Raw genomic sequence first — 16,520 nt, 5'->3', positions numbered from 1 at the left:
CCGGACTCGTCCGCCCCTGCCCGGAAAGCTCCCACTGGAAGTTCTTGCCGACACTTTCACGACTATTGCTGTAAGGCTTTCAACGAGGGTACGGTCACGCCGACGCTCCGGTGATGTGGCCGAAACAGTCCCCGCCGGGGCGTGGGGTCGGACCCAATGAGCCGTAAGCGCAAGGAGTTCACGCCTTGATACCCAGATGGCCCGCGCCCCCGGGGCGCCGCACCGCGCGGGGCCGCCGCGTCGCCGCCGTCACGGTGGCCGCGCTCGCCGCGGCACTCGTGCAGCCGGTCGCCGCCCGAGCCGCCACCCCGCCCGCACCCCCCTCGGACGCGAAGCTCGCCTCCTCCCCGGCGCGCCACGACCTGACGCGGGAACAGTTCTACTTCGTCCTGCCGGACCGCTTCGCCAACGGCGACCCGAAGAACGACCGCGGCGGACTGACCGGTTCGCGCCTCACCCACGGGTACGACCCCACCGACAAGGGCTTCTACCAGGGCGGCGACCTCAAGGGCCTCACGCAGAAGCTGGACTACGTCAAGGGGCTCGGCACCACCGCCATCTGGCTGGCGCCCCTCTTCAAGAACCAGCCCGTGCAGGGCACCGGCAAGGACGCCTCGGCCGGCTACCACGGGTACTGGATCACCGACTTCACCCAGGTCGACCCGCACTTCGGCACCAACCAGGACCTCGAGACCCTCGTCGACAAGGCCCACGCCAAGGGCATGAAGGTCTTCTTCGACGTCATCACCAACCACACCGCCGACGTCATCGACTACGAGGAGAAGTCCTACGACTACCTCTCCAAGGGCGCCTTCCCGTACCTGACGAAGGACGGCGTGCCCTTCGACGACTCCGACTACGCCGACGGTGCGAAGAAGTTCCCGCGCGTGGACGCCGGCGCCTTCCCCCGCACCCCCGTGGTGCCCGCGGCGAAGAAGCGCCTCAAGGTGCCGTCCTGGCTCAACGACACGTCGATGTACCACAACCGCGGCGACTCCACCTTCGCCGGCGAGTCCAGCGAGTACGGCGACTTCTCCGGCCTCGACGACCTGTGGACCGAGCGTCCCGAGGTCGTCGACGGCATGGAGAAGATCTACCAGCGGTGGGTCAGGGACTTCGGCATCGACGGCTTCCGGATCGACACCGTGAAGCACGTCAACATGGAGTTCTGGACCCAGTGGGCCACCGCGCTCGACGCCTACGCGGCCAAGCACGGCCGGGACGACTTCTTCATGTTCGGCGAGGTGTACTCCTCCGACACGAACGTCACCGCCCCCTACGTCACGCAGGGCCGGCTCGACGCCACCCTCGACTTCCCCTTCCAGGAGGCGGCCCGCGCGTACGCCTCCCAGGGCGGCAGCGCCAAGAAGCTCGCCTCCGTCTTCGGTGACGACTTCAAGTACACGACCGACAAGGCCAACGCGTACGAGCAGGTCACCTTCCTCGGCAACCACGACATGGGCCGCATCGGGACGTTCCTGAAGCAGGACAACCCGGAGGCGTCCGACGCGGAGCTGCTGAAGCGGGACATGCTCGCCAACGAGCTGATGTTCCTCAGCCGCGGCAACCCGGTGATCTACTACGGCGACGAGCAGGGCTTCACCGGCGCCGGCGGCGACAAGGACGCCCGCCAGACCCTCTTCGCCTCCCGCACCGCCGACTACCTCGACGACGACCTGATCGGCACCGGCCGCACCCACGCAGAGGACACCTACGACACCCGCTCCCCGCTCTACCGGCAGATCAGCGCCCTCGCCGAGCTCCGCAAGGCGCACCCGGCGCTGACCGACGGCATCCAGCAGGAGCGGTACGCCGAAGACGGCCCCGGCGTCTACGCCTTCTCCCGCACCGCCACCGGCAAGGACACCACCGAGTACGTCGTCGCCTTCAACAACGCAGCGGGGACGAAGAAGGCCACCTTCGCGACCGGCTCCGCCCGGATGACCTTCAAGGGCGTCCACGGCACCGACGCGACCGTGCGCAGCGACGCGGACAAGAAGATCACCGTCTCCGTCCCGGCCCGCTCCGCGATCGTCCTCAAGGCCGCCGCCCCGCTCGGCAAGCCCGGGGCGAAGCCCACGCTCACCCTGAAGGCTCCCGAGGCGGGCGCCACCGGCACCGTCGAGCTGAGCGCCGACGTCGAAGGCGGTCAGCTCAACCGGGTCGTCTTCGCCGCCCGGACCGGCGACGGGAAGTGGCAGACGCTCGGCTCCGCCGACCACGCCCCCTACAAGGTCACCCACACCGTCGGCGCCGACGTCCCCGCCGGCACCGCCCTGCGCTACAAGGCCGTCGTGATCGACTCGGCCGGCCGCACCGCGAGCGCCCTCGCCGCGTCCACGGCCGGTACCCCGCCCGCCGAGGAGGAGCCCACCGCCGCCTCCCGCGACCACGCGATCGTTCACTACCAGCGTCCCGACGGCGACTACGACGACTGGAGCCTGTACGCCTGGGGCGACCTCGCGGACGGCGAGGCCACGGAGTGGCCGGCGGGCCACGCCTTCACCGGCCGCGACGCCTACGGTGCCTTCGCCTGGGTCAAGCTGAAGCCGGGCGCCTCCGACGTCGGCTTCCTGGTGGTCGACAAGGACGGCAACAAGGACGTCGCCACCGACCGCACCATCGACGTCACCCGCACCGGCGAGGTGTGGATCAGGCAGGGCGACGACACCGTCACCACCGAGCGGCCCGGGTACCCGGCGCAGGACACCACCAAGGCCGTGCTGCACTACCACCGCGCCGACGGGAACTACGAGGGCTGGGGTCTGCACACCTGGACGGGCGCCGCGAACCCCACCGACTGGTCGAAGCCCCTGGAACCGGTGAAGACTGATGCCTATGGCGCTGTCTTCGAGGTGCCGCTCGCCGAGGGTGCCACCAGCCTCAGCTACATCCTCCACAAGGGCGACGAGAAGGACCTGCCCACCGACCAGTCGCTCGACCTCAAGGCGAACGGCCACGAGGTGTGGCTGGTGAGCGGGCAGGAGAAGTACCTGCTGCCCCAGCCCGCCGGATCCGCGGCCGCGCTCGACCTGACCACCTCCAAGGCGGTCTGGATCGACCGCTCCACCCTCGTCTGGGACGGTTCGGCCGCAGCCGCCTCCACCCAGCTCCTCGCCTCCCGCACCGGCTCGGTGGCGGTGAAGGACGGCAAGCTGGACACCGGCGACGCCCGCTGGATCCGCCTGGCGGAGTCGGCCCTCACCGACGCGCAGAAGGCGAAGTTCCCCCACCTCGCCAACGGCACCGCCTGGACCGTCGACCCGCGTGACCGCGACCGGGTCCGCGAGGCCCTGCGCGGCCAGGTCGTCGCCACCCAGCGCGCGGCCACCGGCGCGGTCCTCTCGGCCACCGGCGTGCAGATCGCGGGCGTCCTCGACGACCTCTACGCCGCCGGCGCCACCAAGGCGCGGCTCGGCCCGGTCTTCCGCCACAACCGGCCCACCCTGTCCGTGTGGGCGCCGACCGCGCGGAAGGTCGCCCTGGAGATCGGCGGCCGTACCGTCGCCATGCGCCGCGACGACGCCACCGGAGTCTGGTCCGTCACCGGCCCGGCGTCCTGGAAGGGCAAGGCGTACCGGTACGCGGTGACCGTGTGGGCGCCCGCCGCGGGCGAGCTCGTCACCAACAAGGTCACCGACCCCTACGCGACCGCTCTGACCACCGACTCCGAGCGCAGCCTCGTCGTCGACCTGGCCGACCGGTCCCTCCAGCCGCGCGGCTGGGACGGCTACACCAAGCCGAAGGCCGTACCGCTCAGGGACGCGCAGATCCAGGAGCTGCACATCCGCGACTTCTCCGTCGAGGACCGCACGGCGAAGCACCGGGGCACCTACCTCGCGTTCACCGACAAGGACAGCGACGGCAGCAGGCACCTGCGGAAGCTGGCGCAGGCCGGCACCTCGTACGTGCATCTGCTGCCCGCGTTCGACATCGCCACCATCCCCGAGCGGAAGTCCGACCGGACGACCGTCGACTGCGACCTCGCCTCCTACCCGGCCGACTCCGACAAGCAGCAGGAGTGCGTCGCCAAGGCCGCGGCGAAGGACGCCTACAACTGGGGCTACGACCCGTACCACTACACGGTCCCCGAGGGCTCCTACGCCACCGACCCGGACGGCACCGCCCGCACGGTGGAGTTCCGCAGGATGGTCAAGGCACTCAACGACGACGGCCTGCGCGTGGTGATGGACGTGGTCTACAACCACACCGCCGCCCACGGCCAGGCGAAGACCTCCGTGCTCGACCGGATCGTCCCCGGCTACTACCAGCGGCTCCTCGCCGACGGCTCCGTCGCCAACAGCACCTGCTGCTCCAACACGGCGCCCGAGAACGCCATGATGGGCAAGCTGGTCGTCGACTCGGTCGTCACCTGGGCCAAGGAGTACAAGGTCGACGGCTTCCGCTTCGACCTCATGGGCCACCACCCGAAGGAGAACATCCTCGCCGTCCGCAAGGCCCTCGACGCCCTCACCCTGAAGAAGGACGGCGTCGACGGCAAGAAGATCATCCTGTACGGCGAGGGCTGGAACTTCGGCGAGATCGCCGACGACGCCCGCTTCGAGCAGGCCACCCAGAAGAACATGGCCGGCACCGGCATCGCCACCTTCTCCGACCGGGCCCGTGACGCCGTGCGCGGCGGCGGCCCCTTCGACGAGGACCCCGGCGTGCAGGGCTTCGCCTCCGGGCTCTACACCGACCCCAACTCCTCGGCCGCCAACGGCACCCCGGCCGAGCAGAAGGCCCGGCTGCTGCACTACCAGGACCTCATCAAGGTGGGCCTGAGCGGCAACCTCGCCGACTACACGTTCACCGACACCAGCGGCAAGGAGGTCAAGGGCTCCCAGGTCGACTACAACGGCGCCCCCGCCGGCTACGCTGCCGCCCCCGGCGACGCCCTCGCCTACGCGGACGCGCACGACAACGAGTCGCTGTTCGACGCGCTCGCCTTCAAGCTGCCGAAGGACACCCCGGCCGCGGACCGGGCGCGCATGCAGGTCCTCGCCATGGCGACCGCCGCCCTCTCCCAGGGCCCGGCGCTCTCCCAGGCGGGCACCGACCTGCTGCGCTCCAAGTCCCTGGACCGCAACTCCTACGACAGCGGCGACTGGTTCAACGCGATCCACTGGAACTGCGCCGACGGCAACGGCATGGGCCGAGGTCTGCCGCCGGCCGCCGACAACCAGGACAAGTGGCCGTACGCCAAGCCGTTGCTCGGCCCGGTGACGGTGGGCTGCCCGCAGATCGAGGGGGCCTCGGCCGCCTACCGGGACCTGCTGAGCATCCGCACGACGGAGAAGGCGTTCTCCCTCGGCACGGCGGAGCAGGTGCAGGCCCGGCTGTCGTTCCCGCTGTCCGGCGAGGACGAGACGCCCGGCGTGATCACCATGAAGCTGGGTGACCTGGTCGTCGTCTTCAATGCCACGCCCGAGCGGCAGGAGCAGCGCGTCGCCGCGCTCACCGGGACGGACCACCGTCTGCACCCGGTGCAGGCCAAGGGCGGGGACGCGGTCGTGAAGACGGCGTCGTACGCGAAGGCGACCGGCACGTTCACCGTGCCGGCCCGCACGGTGGCGGTGTTCACCGCCGGCTGACCGGCTGACCGGCTGACCGGCTGCGGCTAGGGTGGGCCCTCCTGACCTGCAACAGGAGGGCCCATGCCGCAGATCACCGTCGACTACTCGGACAACCTGGCGGACGGTTTCGACCGGCCCGCCTTCGCGCGGGACCTGCACTCCGCCGTCGTCGACATCGCGGCGGCGAAACCGCCCGCCTGCAAGACGCGGTTCCGGCGCACGGAGGACCCGGTGGTCGGCCCCGACACCGAGGGGCACGCCCTGGTGCACGTGCACATCGCCCTCCTGGCCGGCCGCACCGACGAGACCAAGGCCCGCCTCACCGAGACGACCCTGGATCTACTGCGGCAGCACGTGAAGGCGGCCGACGGCCGCACGCTCCACGCCTCCGCGGAGATCCGCGACCTCGACCCGTCCTACCGGAAGTTCGAGGGCGAGTAGGCCCTCAGGGCAGGTCGCGACGGCCCAGCCACGACGGCAGCACCGGCACGCCGTCCTCGTCCCGCTCCGCCAGCTGCTCCGGGGTCGGACGAGGAGGCGGGGGCGGCGCCTCCCCGGCGGGCTCGGGGGCGGACGGCTCCTCGGCGACGGGCTCCGGCCGGCGCGGCGCGGCGGAGTCCTCCAGCAGTTCCGCCACCGTGAACCGGGTGAGGAACGAGCGCCACGCCCCGTCGACGACGAGCAGGAAACCGTCGCCGTCCCTGAGCAGGCGGCGCCGGTCGTGGTTGAAGGGGTGGGTGGGCACGTACGCCCGCGCCCGCCGCTCCAGCTCCGCGAGAGCCTCCTCGCGGCTCCCCGCGACGTGCGCCACCACGGTGGCCTCCGTGTGCTTGCGCTCCCCGGCGCCCACGGTCGTCTCGACGACCAGGCCCCACGTGGTCGCCGCGCTCACTCCTCCGCCAGGGAGATCATCCGCGCGGCGAGATCGGTGAACGGGCCGTCGCCCGGCTCCTGCTTGACCAGACCCCGCAGCAGCGTGGCGAGTTCCTCGTCGCGGGCCGCGGCGACCGCGGCCAGGGCCGCGAAGTCCTGCACCAGCTTGGCCTCCAGCTCCTCGCGCGGCACCCGCTGCCCGTCCAGCCAGATCAGCGCCGTCGACTCCACCAGCGAGATCCAGGAGCGCACGACCACCTCCAGCCGCGCCGGCGCCGGACCCACCACGCCCATGTGCGCCAGCATCTGCTCGTAGGCGGCCTGACGCACCGAGTCCACCAGCGCATTGGTGGTGGAGGAGCCCACGGCGGGGCCGCCGCGCATCAGGGCGGAGAATCCGGGGCCGTGCTCCTCCACGAAGTCGAAGAAACGCGCCATCACCCGCCGCAGCCGCGAGCCCAGCGGGCCTTCGTGCGGCTCGGCGAACCGGGACGCCAGATCCTCCGCGGCACGCCGCAACGCGGCCTCGTAGAGGCTCAGTTTGCCGGGGAAGTAGTGGTAGACGAGCGGGCGTGAAATGCCCGCCCGGGACGCTATCTCGTCGATCGAGACCTCGTCCGGGGAACGCTTGCTGAACAGTTCGAGAGCCACGCCGATCAACTGCTGCCGGCGCTCCTCGACTCCCATCCTCCGACGCACCCCGGTACTCATACGAACACCTTACCGATCGATTCCGGCCTCCCACGGGCCGGACCGCGCACCGGTGTTCCCCCGCGTCACCGCAGCCCGCCGACCGACCCCCCGTCCTCAAGTGTGCCCGTGAGGTCGGCCCGCGCACCCTTCTCGGCGCGCACCGACAGCAGTCTGTCCTTGGCCCTGCCCTCGATGCCGCCGGTCGCCTCCACGGACTCCACCCCGTCGCTGCCGGCCGCGAGCAGGTACCAGGTGCCGCCGGCGGACTTCCACAACACCCCGGCCAGCACGTCCGGTCGACGCGTCCCGCAGGCCGGCACGTCCTCCGCGCGGGCCGCCACCGCCCCGTACCGCGCGCCCGGCGAGTGGAACTGCGCCAGCACCCGCGCCCCCGTGCCCCGCCAGGTCTCCCCGCGCGTGCACAGCCACTGCGCCCGTCCGTCACCGCCGGGCAGCGACTGCTCCGCGTACGCCCAGGCGTTGACGCCGCGCACGCCCGCCGACCGCATCGCCGCCAGTGAGCAGGCGTACGGCTGCCAGGCGCGCCGAGCCTTCTCACCGGACACGTCCTCCACCTCGCCCGGACGGCCGGTGGTCAGCCGCGCCGGGACCAGCTCGCCGAGGTCGGTGAGCAGCCGGGTGCCGGTGCCGTCGGTCAGCTCCAGCGCGTTCCACGTCGTGCACGGCTCCCGCCCCTGCCCCGAGACGAACGGCCCGGTCACCCCGTCCTCCAGAGGCAGGTCCTGCGCGCCCTCGTCCGGCTCGCGCAGGTCCCGCTCGGCCGCCTCCCGCGCCCAGGGAGCCAGCAGGAAGCGGACGTTGCCGTCCGAGCGGCTCAGCACCACCGCGCTCGCCCCGGCCCGCCCGGCCCCGTCGACCCGCGCCAGGTCCAGGGCGGCGCCCCGGGCGCCCTCCTCCGGCTCGGCGTACCGGGCGAGACGCCAGCCGTCGTACAGGATCACCACGCGCGCGGCGTCCACCGTGCCCGCGTACAGCAGCTGCGGCGGCCCGGCGGGTCCGCCCGCGGGGGTGCCCGGGGTGGCCGACGCGGTGACGCCCTCACCGGGCCGGGCCCACACGGCGAGCGCACGGCGCAGCAGCGCGCGGTCGCCGGTGAGCGCGCCGCGCGCCGGCCACACCGAGAAGTCCGTACGCTCCGACGTCCTCCACGCCGAGGCCGGCACCCGGGTCAGCTTCGCCGGGTCCAGCGCGGCCTGCGCGGCGGGGTTGCGTGCGTACGGGGGAGCGGCCGGACCGTCGGCGCCCCAGCCCTCCCCGGGCAGCGACAGCAGCGCCCCGCACACCGCGAGCGCCGCCGCCCCGACCAGCCCGGCCTTCAGATGCCGGCGGCGGCGCAGCAGGTCCGTCGGGCGGGCCTGCAGCGAACACGGGTCGAACTCGGGTGACTCGAGCAGCCGGTACGGGTCGGGGATGCCGTCGGCCTCCACGAGGGCGGCATCCGGGTCCGCGACGCCGGCGTCGTCCAGCACCCGGCGCACGTCGGCGTCCGGCAGCCGCTCCAGACCGCGCAGGGCGTGCGCGGCACGGGCCTCCCCGGACAGCGCCGACAACCGCTGGTCCAGTGCCAGTTCGTCCGCGCCCCCCGGCCGGGGGAACACCGTCAGGCCCCACACCTGCGGCAGCAGCGGCGGCAGCTGGGAGCGCTTGGGCAGACCCCGGCGGCCCAGCGGCAGGCCCGCCTCCAGCGCCGACCGCACCACCTGGAGCCGCACCAGCGCGTACCCCGGGTCGCCGTCCCGGCCACTGCTCTGCGCGGGGATCAGCGGCGCGTCGGCCCGGCCCCGGGGCAGCGCCCGCTGGACCAGGGCGTGCGCGGTGAGCACCCGCCGGGTGCGGCCCATACGGGACGGCAGCACCAGGTAGGCGAGCCGCACGAGCCGCGGATAGTGCTCGACGAGCGCGGCCTCGGCCTGTTCGACGTCCACGGCCGGACCGGCCGGGGAGGAGAGCGCGGGGGACTGGGCGGCGGCATCCTGTGACTGCACGTTCAGCTGAACGAGCGAACGTGTCGATGGTCACCTGGCACCCGCGCCCTTCCGGCCACCGTCCGCGCGGACCCGGCGCGGCGATTGAGCGCCGGGCGCGCCGCAGCCGTATCGAATGCCGAGGGCCCCGTGCCGGGGCTCCGAGCGGCATGTCGCCGCCCACGATGTCGCCGTCAAGACCGGAGGAACACATGAGGGTGACCCGACCGAAGCTCGCGCTGACCTGCGCGGTGGCGGCCCTGGCGCTGGCGGGCTGCGGGTCCGGCGGCCACGGGGAGCACGCGGTACCGCCCACCGCCACCGGCAGCCTGGAGAAACTGGCCGCAGAGGCGAAGTGCGACCCCGACATGCAGACCGACGCCGACACCATCCGGCAGGCGCTGTGCAAGAAGGGCGACGAGAAGTACGTCCTCGCCACCTTCTCCACCGACCGCGGTCAGCGCGAGTGGCTCAACACGGCGAAGGACTACGGCGGCTACTACCTCGTCGGCCGCAAGTGGGTCGCCGTGGGCGAGGAGAGGACGGTCGAGGCGCTGCGGACGAAGCTCGGCGGCGACCTTGAGGAGGGTTCCGAGCACATGAACCCCGGCGGCAGCCACAACAAGGGCGGCCACCACGGCTGAGCCGCTCACGCGCCCGGCACGGCAGAAGGCCGGCGGTGGGCCTCCCACCGCCGGCCTTCTCCCTTTCCCCGGTCCCTCGCGCTCCCTCTCGGTTTCTTCCGGTCCCTTCAGCGGGTCCTGCCGACTACTGGCAGTCCTGGCCGCTGTTGATGCACTGGACCATCTCGTTCATCAGGTTCTCGTCGAAGAAGTTGATGAAGTCGTTGTGGTCGGTGATCGGCTTGTGCAGCTGCTCCGGGAAGGTGTCCACCGCGTACGGGTTCACCAGCTGCCCGTTGTCGGCCTGCGGCGCCGGGATGTTGTCGTACACCAGGCGGACCTGGAGCTGCGGGATGGCCTGGAAGCCGTTCGGGCAGCTGCCGTCCTCGCCGACGAAGGCGACGTGCGTGCGGTGGTTGGCGCTGTCGGTGTTCTGGCCGTCCCAGCAGCTCTGGAAGCTGGACGTCCGGACCACGCCGCTGCCCTCGGGGCAGATCGGGTACTTGTCCGTCACCTGGCGGTCCTCGAAGCCGGTGCAGCTCCACGCGGTGTTGGCGTTGCCCAGGCCGTTGGTGAAGGCCTTGGCGTCACCGGTGATGATGCGCAGCGCCCGCGGCATCGCGACGACCTCGCTGGTGCGGTTGCCGACGAACTTCAGGTTCACCTCGGTGGGCGCGACGATCTTGCCCACGTTGCCGTCCTGGCCGCCGCCCGGCTGGTCCTGGTCGATGTCCTGCGTACCGTCCTGGATCCGCAGCACCGGCCAGAAGTACGACGACCGGTCGCCCTGGTTCTGGCAGCTCGTGTCGCCGCCTGCCAGGTCCTCGTCGCTCGCGAAGGCGGTGTTGGCCTGGTTGCCGACGTAGTCGTGCTGGTGCTGGGCGCCGTTGCTGACGCCGGGCGCCACGATCACGTTGTCCGAGTTGCGCAGCGCGTTCTCGTTGGTGCCGCACACCGTGGTGAAGCTGCCGGTCGAGCCGGTGTCACCGTCCGCCGGAAGGCCGTTGGGCAGGTTGCGGGTGCCCGGCTGGACGTCCTCGATGCGGATGAAGTCGTCCGCCACCGGGCCGTTCCCGGCCTGACCGCCGTTGTCCTGACCACCGCCGTTGTCCTGGCCGCCGTCCTGACCGCCGCCGTCCTGACCGCCGCCGTTCTGGCCGCCGTCACCGCCGCCGGGCTGCTCCGCGGGGACGCCCTGGCAGCGGGCGAACCGGCCGAGGTCGCGCTCCTGGCCGCCGGCCCGCTTGATGTTGATGTTGATGCGGTCCAGGGTGGCCCGGCGCTTGTCCTTCAGCGGACCGAGGATGGCGTTGTCGACGTAGTTCGCGTCGCCCGCCTGCGCCTGACGCGTCTCGGCGAGGCGCGAGTACGCCTCCGTGATCTGGCGGTCGAGCCGGGCCAGTTCACGCGCGACGCCCCAGCGTGCCTTGCGGGGCACCTTGGTGAGCTTCTGGCCGACGTCCGGACAGTTGATCGTGGCGACCCTGGCCTGCCCCGACTTGGTGGCGTTGTGCCTTCCGTCCTCCTCGTGCGCCGAGGCGTAGAAGTTGGCCCAGACCAGACCGCCCCCACCGATCGCCAGGGCCGCCGCCCCGGCTATCACCTTGGTGGCCAGCGGTGTACGGCGTTTTCTTGTGTTGCGTCCCATGGAACTCCTCTGACTTCCTTGCGGGGCATCCCTTTGCGGGGCAGCGAGGCGCCCGTGAGGGGAAGCGGCGCCCATGAGTACGCGCCCCGCCCCACGGGTGTTCACCCGTCACAGGAATCGGTGCGAAGTCAGTGCTGTTCCGTAGGTTTCAACAGGCCTGTGAGCACCGGGAGTTCGTTATACCCCGGAGGCTGCGGCCAGCACCTTCGCCTCCGCCTCCGGGTCGAGCCCCTTGACCGTACGGTCGGGGCGCTGCGGTGCCGTGCCGCCGATGTCCCGCAGCCAGGCCCAGGTGTCCGCGACGGTCTCCGCGACGGGCCGGCAGCGCAGCCCGGTCGCGACCGCCCGGGAGACGTCGGCCGAGTGCAGCGCGTCGTGCATGTCGCTGTGCGGAGGCACCCACACCGGGAGCTGGGTCCACGGCTCCACCCCGGCGTCGAGGATCACCTCGGGCGCCGTCCACCGCAGCTCGGCCGGCCCGCCGGTCACCCGCACACAGGCCTCCAGCAGCCCGCCCATGGTGGTGTGCCCCTGCGGCGACATCAGGTTGTACGGCCCGCTCAGCCCCTGTTCGGCCGCGCCGAGGATCCACTCCGCGAGGTCACGCCCGTCGACGTACTGCAACGGCAGGTCCCGCGGGCCGGGGGCGAGCACCGGACCGCCGCGCGCCACGCGGTTCAGCCACCAGGGCAGCCGGCCCACGTTCTCGTACGGCCCGAGCAGCAGCCCGGCCCGCACCAGCACCGAGCGGTCCGCGCCGAAGGCGTCCACCGCGGCCAGCTCGCCGCCACGCTTGTCACGCGCGTAGTCGGTCACGTCGGCGTCCGGGGAGGCGCCCTCCACCACGGGGGCGTCCTCGCCGTACCCGGCGGGCGGCGCCCAGGTGTACACCGAGCAGCTCGACACGTACACGTACCGTCCGGCGCGGTCCCGCAGCAGCCGCGCCGCGTCCCGTACCGCGCGCGGGGCGGACGACCAGGTGTCGACGACGACGTCCCACGTGCCCGGGTCCTCGTCGAGCGCCGCCAGCCCGTCCACCTCGGTGCGGTCGCCCAGCAGCTCCCGGGTGCCCGGGGGCGCTTCGTGCCGCCCGCGGTGGAAGACGGTCACCTCCCAGTCCCGCGCGAGGGCCGCCTCGGCGACGGCCCGGCCCACGAACTCCGTACCACCCAGCAACAGAAGTCTCATACCGCCGACTCTGCCCGGCCGGGTGGCACGGAGGAAGGGCGATCTGCTGTCGGCAGACCGGACCGGGCGTTCAGCGCCGCACCGGCACGTACTTGTAGCCGACGCGGCGCACGGTCCGGATGGTGTCGCGGAACTCGGGGCCTAGCTTGCGGCGCAGGCGGGCGATGTGGACGTCGACGGTCCGCCCGTCGCCGACATGGCCGTACCCCCACACCGTGGAGACCAGCCGGTCCCGGGTGTGGACCCGGTCGGGATGCGCCACGAGGTGGGCGAGCAGCTCGAACTCCAGGTAGGTCAGGTCGAGTTGCCGTCCGTCGACCTCGGCGGTGCGGCGCACCGGGTCGACCCGGACCAGTGCGTCGGCGTCGTCCGTCGCGTCGGCCGGCTCGGCCTGCGGGAACGGCGGCTGCCGGTCGGCGGGGACCAGCACCAGGTAGCCGACCATCCGCGGCCGGCCGGGCAGCACGGGCACGGCGTCCGGCGGGGCGGGGAGCAAGGTGGCGCCGGGCGGCAGCAGCCGCGCGACGGCCGCCACGTCGTCCCGGTCGACGGCACGCAGCCGGGCACGGGCGGGCGGGACGGCGGCGGGAACGGGGGAGGAGAGGGAAGGGGTGGTCGCCATGGGACGTCAGCTCTTTCGCGCGAAGGGTTCGTCGAGGGACGTACGCGGTGCGCGGCGGCCGAAGGCCGGCAGGAACTCCGGGCGTTACAGGGCCGGCGCGTTCGTCGTGCGACAACACACCCGGTCGAAGTCGTGGTGCTGACGGGAAGGCCAGAACGGCTCCAGGTCGCGTCGACCCGTCGCGTGGTGGGTGCGGAAGCCGGCCATGGGTCCATTGAAGCAGACGGCGCGAGGGGCGCCCACCTTCCGGTGGACGCCCCTCGGGGGCCGTGCGGCGCGGATCAGACCTGGCCGGCCTTCTCCAGCGCGGTGCAGCAGGTGTCGACCAGCAGACGGGTCACCACGTACGGGTCGACGTTGGCGTTGGGGCGGCGGTCCTCGATGTAGCCCTTGCCGTCCTTCTCGACCTGCCACGGGATGCGGACCGAGGCGCCGCGGTCCGAGACGCCGTAGCTGTACTCGTTCCAGGGGGCGGTCTCGTGCAGGCCGGTGAGGCGGTCGTCGATGCCGGCGCCGTAGTTCTTGACGTGGTCCAGCGGCTTGGAGCCCTCGCCCAGCGACTCGGCCGCGGTGATGATCGCGTCGTAGGACTCGCGCATCGCCTTGGTGGAGAAGTTGGTGTGCGCGCCGGCGCCGTTCCAGTCGCCCTTGACCGGCTTGGGGTCGAGGGTGGCGGCGACGCCGAAGTCCTCGGCGGTGCGGTAGAGCAGCCAGCGGGCCACCCAGAGCTGGTCGGCGACGTCCAGCGGGGCCAGCGGGCCGACCTGGAACTCCCACTGGCCGGGCATGACCTCGGCGTTGATGCCGGAGAGGCCCAGGCCCGCCTTCAGGCAGTTGTCCAGGTGGGCCTCGACGACGTCACGGCCGAAGATCTCGTCGGAGCCGACGCCGCAGTAGTAGCCGCCCTGCGGGGCCGGGAAGCCGCCCTTGGGGAAGCCCAGCGGGTAGGCGTCCTTGAAGAAGGTGTACTCCTGCTCGATGCCGAAGATCGGCTCCTGGGCGGCGAACTTCTCGGCGACCTCGGCCAGCGCGGCACGGGTGTTGGACTCGTGCGGCGTCATGTCCGTGTTGAGGACCTCGCACAGCACCAGGACGTCGTCGCCGCCGCGGATCGGGTCCGGGCAGACGAAGACCGGCTTGAGCACGCAGTCGGAGGCGTGGCCCTTGGCCTGGTTGGTGGAGGACCCGTCGAAGCCCCAGATCGGCAGGTCGGCGCCCTTCGCGTCGTCGCCCAGGATCTTCGTCTTGGACCGCAGCTTGGCGGTCGGCTCGGTGCCGTCGATCCAGATGTACTCGGCCTTGAAGCTCACGGTCCACATCCTTCGGGGTGGGTCTGGGCGCGCTTGGTGCGGATGCTGCGGCGCTGCGGCACTGGGGCGCCGCCGTCGATGCACCGCAGCATGTCAACGGGCGATTTCCCGACCGTTGCCCATGTGTGAACCCCGTGTTACCGGACGCCCGTGTGCCCGGCGCCACTCCGTGAGGGCGCGGGGGAGGGGGGTCGGATGTATGCGATGGGGCGTGAAGGCGTGCGGACGTGAAGGGGCCCGCCGCTCCTTCCCCGAGCGGCGGGCCCCGCACCTCACCCTTGTGTGGGCGTCACCCCACCTTCTCGATCACGGCCCGGCGGATGAGGAACTTGCCCGGCTCGCGGACCTGCTCGAAGGCGGCGTCGTTGAGCAGCACGCAGCTGCCGGACACCGAGGTGACCTCCACCGTCGTGGACTTGTTGTTGTCCAGGTTGGTGACCTTCAGTCTGGTGCCGGCCGGGAACTGGTTGCTGGACGCGGCCGGGGCGCCGGCCTCGCCGGACAGGGTGACGGTGGAGCCGTTGCACACCTGCTCACCGGCCGCGGCGCCGCCGCCCGCCTGCCCGTCCTGCCCCGCCTGTCCTTCCTGGCCGCCCGCGGCGGGCTGCGACGGTGCGGGCTGCCCCGGCTGCGCCGGCTGGGAGCCCTGAGCCGACTCCCCCACCGTGCACCCGGACGCCTGCTGCTGCACCTTGATCTGCGCGATGACGGCCTCACGGTTGGCGATCCGTGCCTCGGACTGGGCGTCCGGGTCGGTCCGCTGGCCCGCGATGAACCGTTCGTTGTTGCCGAGTGCGGTGGCCAGCCCCTGGCAGACCGTCGAGTCCGCCGCCGACTTGGTGGTGGCGGCCGGCGGGCTGGCGTTGGACGTGGTCGCCATGACGAAGGCGCCGCCGCCCGCCACCGTGGCCGCGCTCACCAGCAGCGCGAGCTTCTTCTTCGGGCCGAGACTTCTCCTGCGCGACATGCGCGCCTCCAATGGATCGGGGGAGCGTACGCCGCTATGTACGAGATACCGAACGGAGTTGCTCAGCGGCCGGCCCAAGTCGCCGAAGTGGCCTGCGTCACAGGGGTGTTGAGCTGGAGGGCTCTCAGCGGGACAGCGCGTCCCGTACCGCGTCCTCCGTGCGGGCCACCACCGCAGTGCCGTCGTCGGCGGTGATGAGGGGCCGCTGGATCAGCTTCGGGTGCGCGGCCAGCGCCGCGATCCAGCGGTCCCGCGCCCCGGCGTCCAGCGGCCACTCCTTGAGCCCCAGATCCCTGGCCACCGCCTCCTGGGTCCGGGTGATGTCCCACGGCTCGAGCCCGAGCCGCTCCAGCACCTCCCGGATCTCGTCCTCGTTCGGCACGTCCTCCAGGTAGCGGCGGACCGTGTAGTCCGCGCCCTCGGCGTCGAGCAGGCTGATCGCGCTGCGGCACTTGGAACAGGCGGGGTTGATCCAGATCTCCATGCCGCACACGGTACGCCGCACCCCTGTTTGTTCGAATTCTTGGGCCGCCCGCGCGTCCCTCCCGCACCATCCGTCCCGAGGTCTCAAAACCCAAGTCGACCTGCGTCTTTGATGGCCGAAGCGGGCCTGCCGATTGTCAGTGGCGGCCCGTAGAATGGAAGCAGTGTTCGAGGGAATCGCCGAGGTCGCCGTGGACCCCGGACGACGGCCCCGACCGCGACAGGAGGACCCGTATGCCCGCTGCCGCACTCAAGCCGAAGCCCCTGCCCGTCCAGTCCACCGCGAAGCGACCCGTCCTGCTCGAACTGCCCTGCGCACCGGTGGAGAAGAGCCCGCTGCCGCCGGGCCGCCCGCGCGAGTGGTACGTCACCCACAACCGCCGCCTGAAGGCGATGCGCCTCGCCATCGCCCTGCTCGACTCCGGCGTGTACCACCCGAGCCAGGCGCGCAACGACACGATCCGCGGCGCCGCCGAGCTGATCGGCGTCCACCCGCCGTCGGACACCACGTGCCACATGGTGCGGGCGCTCATGCGCTACAGCCGCTGAGCG

The 16,520-nt window shown here is 72.1% G+C and carries 13 protein-coding genes; 4 read left to right on the top strand and 9 right to left on the bottom strand.

Annotation, left to right across the window (positions count from 1 at the left end):
* The first annotated feature begins 185 nt into the window (after nt 1-185).
* Both pulA and ACF1AG_RS01390 read left to right on the top strand, forming a co-directional pair.
* Complete coding sequence (gene pulA / locus ACF1AG_RS01395; protein ID WP_359602408.1) at nt 186-5,594, top strand: pullulanase-type alpha-1,6-glucosidase; 5,409 nt, start codon at nt 186-188, stop codon at nt 5,592-5,594.
* Between the two features lie 63 nt (nt 5,595-5,657).
* Entirely contained in the window at nt 5,658-6,017 is a 360-nt protein-coding gene (locus tag ACF1AG_RS01390; RefSeq protein WP_359602406.1) for a 5-carboxymethyl-2-hydroxymuconate Delta-isomerase, read from the top strand.
* A gap of 4 nt (nt 6,018-6,021) precedes the next feature.
* On the opposite strand, the gene ACF1AG_RS01385 is transcribed toward ACF1AG_RS01390, so the two are convergent.
* The 3 genes from ACF1AG_RS01385 to ACF1AG_RS01375 form a co-directional block, all read right to left on the bottom strand.
* Entirely contained in the window at nt 6,022-6,468 is a 447-nt protein-coding gene (locus tag ACF1AG_RS01385; RefSeq protein WP_359602404.1) for a hypothetical protein, read from the bottom strand.
* Nucleotides 6,465-7,160, bottom strand: coding sequence for a TetR/AcrR family transcriptional regulator (locus tag ACF1AG_RS01380; RefSeq protein ID WP_359602402.1), 696 nt, complete (start codon nt 7,158-7,160; stop codon nt 6,465-6,467). The genes ACF1AG_RS01385 and ACF1AG_RS01380 overlap by 4 nt, the downstream gene beginning before the upstream one ends.
* A 65-nt stretch (nt 7,161-7,225) precedes the next feature.
* Nucleotides 7,226-9,148, bottom strand: coding sequence for a hypothetical protein (locus ACF1AG_RS01375; protein WP_359602400.1), 1,923 nt, complete (start codon nt 9,146-9,148; stop codon nt 7,226-7,228).
* Nucleotides 9,149-9,339: 191 nt separating this feature from the next.
* Here ACF1AG_RS01375 and ACF1AG_RS01370 point away from each other — a divergent pair, with 191 nt between their 5' ends.
* The gene (locus ACF1AG_RS01370; protein WP_359602398.1) at nt 9,340-9,771 is read left to right on the top strand and encodes a hypothetical protein; all 432 of its coding nucleotides are present in this window, start codon (nt 9,340-9,342) and stop codon (nt 9,769-9,771) included.
* A 124-nt stretch (nt 9,772-9,895) separates the two neighbouring features.
* Here the strand turns inward: ACF1AG_RS01370 and ACF1AG_RS01365 are convergent, their stop codons facing one another.
* From ACF1AG_RS01365 to ACF1AG_RS01340, 6 genes are all read right to left on the bottom strand, one after another.
* The gene (locus ACF1AG_RS01365; protein ID WP_359602396.1) at nt 9,896-11,398 is read right to left on the bottom strand and encodes a DUF1996 domain-containing protein; all 1,503 of its coding nucleotides are present in this window, start codon (nt 11,396-11,398) and stop codon (nt 9,896-9,898) included.
* A gap of 177 nt (nt 11,399-11,575) precedes the next feature.
* Nucleotides 11,576-12,586 (bottom strand): SDR family oxidoreductase, encoded by a 1,011-nt coding sequence (locus tag ACF1AG_RS01360; RefSeq protein WP_359602394.1) that lies wholly within the window; start codon nt 12,584-12,586, stop codon nt 11,576-11,578.
* Between the two features lie 70 nt (nt 12,587-12,656).
* Nucleotides 12,657-13,208, bottom strand: a complete 552-nt coding sequence (locus ACF1AG_RS01355) for a winged helix-turn-helix domain-containing protein (protein ID WP_359602392.1) — start codon at nt 13,206-13,208, stop codon at nt 12,657-12,659.
* Between the two features lie 281 nt (nt 13,209-13,489).
* Entirely contained in the window at nt 13,490-14,518 is a 1,029-nt protein-coding gene (gene glnII, locus ACF1AG_RS01350; protein WP_359602390.1) for a glutamine synthetase, read from the bottom strand.
* A gap of 289 nt (nt 14,519-14,807) precedes the next feature.
* Nucleotides 14,808-15,485 carry a hypothetical protein gene (locus ACF1AG_RS01345; protein ID WP_359602389.1) on the bottom strand — a complete coding sequence of 226 codons (678 nt, stop codon included), beginning with the start codon at nt 15,483-15,485 and terminating at the stop codon, nt 14,808-14,810.
* Nucleotides 15,486-15,609: 124 nt separating this feature from the next.
* Nucleotides 15,610-15,969, bottom strand: a complete 360-nt coding sequence (locus ACF1AG_RS01340; RefSeq protein ID WP_359602388.1) for an ArsC/Spx/MgsR family protein — start codon at nt 15,967-15,969, stop codon at nt 15,610-15,612.
* 233 nt (nt 15,970-16,202) lie between these two features.
* On the opposite strand from ACF1AG_RS01340, the gene ACF1AG_RS01335 reads away from it, so the two are divergent.
* Nucleotides 16,203-16,517: a hypothetical protein gene (locus tag ACF1AG_RS01335; RefSeq protein ID WP_359602386.1), complete on the top strand. Its 315-nt coding sequence runs from the start codon at nt 16,203-16,205 to the stop codon at nt 16,515-16,517.
* Nucleotides 16,518-16,520: the final 3 nt, after the last annotated feature.

This window comes from Streptomyces sp. NPDC014764, from assembly GCF_043082785.1.
GTDB lineage: Bacteria > Actinomycetota > Actinomycetes > Streptomycetales > Streptomycetaceae > Streptomyces > Streptomyces althioticus.
This window is presented reverse-complemented; position numbering and strand designations above follow the sequence as displayed.

What these genes read in the sequence shown, in the direction of transcription:
- ACF1AG_RS01390 (WP_359602406.1), top strand. Translation starts at nt 5,658, where the DNA reads ATGCCGCAGATCACCGTCGACTACTCGGACAACCTGGCGGACGGTTTC.
- ACF1AG_RS01380 (WP_359602402.1), bottom strand. Translation starts at nt 7,160, where the DNA reads ATGAGTACCGGGGTGCGTCGGAGGATGGGAGTCGAGGAGCGCCGGCAG.
- ACF1AG_RS01370 (WP_359602398.1), top strand. Translation starts at nt 9,340, where the DNA reads ATGAGGGTGACCCGACCGAAGCTCGCGCTGACCTGCGCGGTGGCGGCC.
- ACF1AG_RS01365 (WP_359602396.1), bottom strand. Translation starts at nt 11,398, where the DNA reads ATGGGACGCAACACAAGAAAACGCCGTACACCGCTGGCCACCAAGGTG.
- ACF1AG_RS01360 (WP_359602394.1), bottom strand. Translation starts at nt 12,586, where the DNA reads ATGAGACTTCTGTTGCTGGGTGGTACGGAGTTCGTGGGCCGGGCCGTC.
- ACF1AG_RS01355 (WP_359602392.1), bottom strand. Translation starts at nt 13,208, where the DNA reads ATGGCGACCACCCCTTCCCTCTCCTCCCCCGTTCCCGCCGCCGTCCCG.
- ACF1AG_RS01345 (WP_359602389.1), bottom strand. Translation starts at nt 15,485, where the DNA reads ATGTCGCGCAGGAGAAGTCTCGGCCCGAAGAAGAAGCTCGCGCTGCTG.
- ACF1AG_RS01340 (WP_359602388.1), bottom strand. Translation starts at nt 15,969, where the DNA reads ATGGAGATCTGGATCAACCCCGCCTGTTCCAAGTGCCGCAGCGCGATC.
- ACF1AG_RS01335 (WP_359602386.1), top strand. Translation starts at nt 16,203, where the DNA reads ATGCCCGCTGCCGCACTCAAGCCGAAGCCCCTGCCCGTCCAGTCCACC.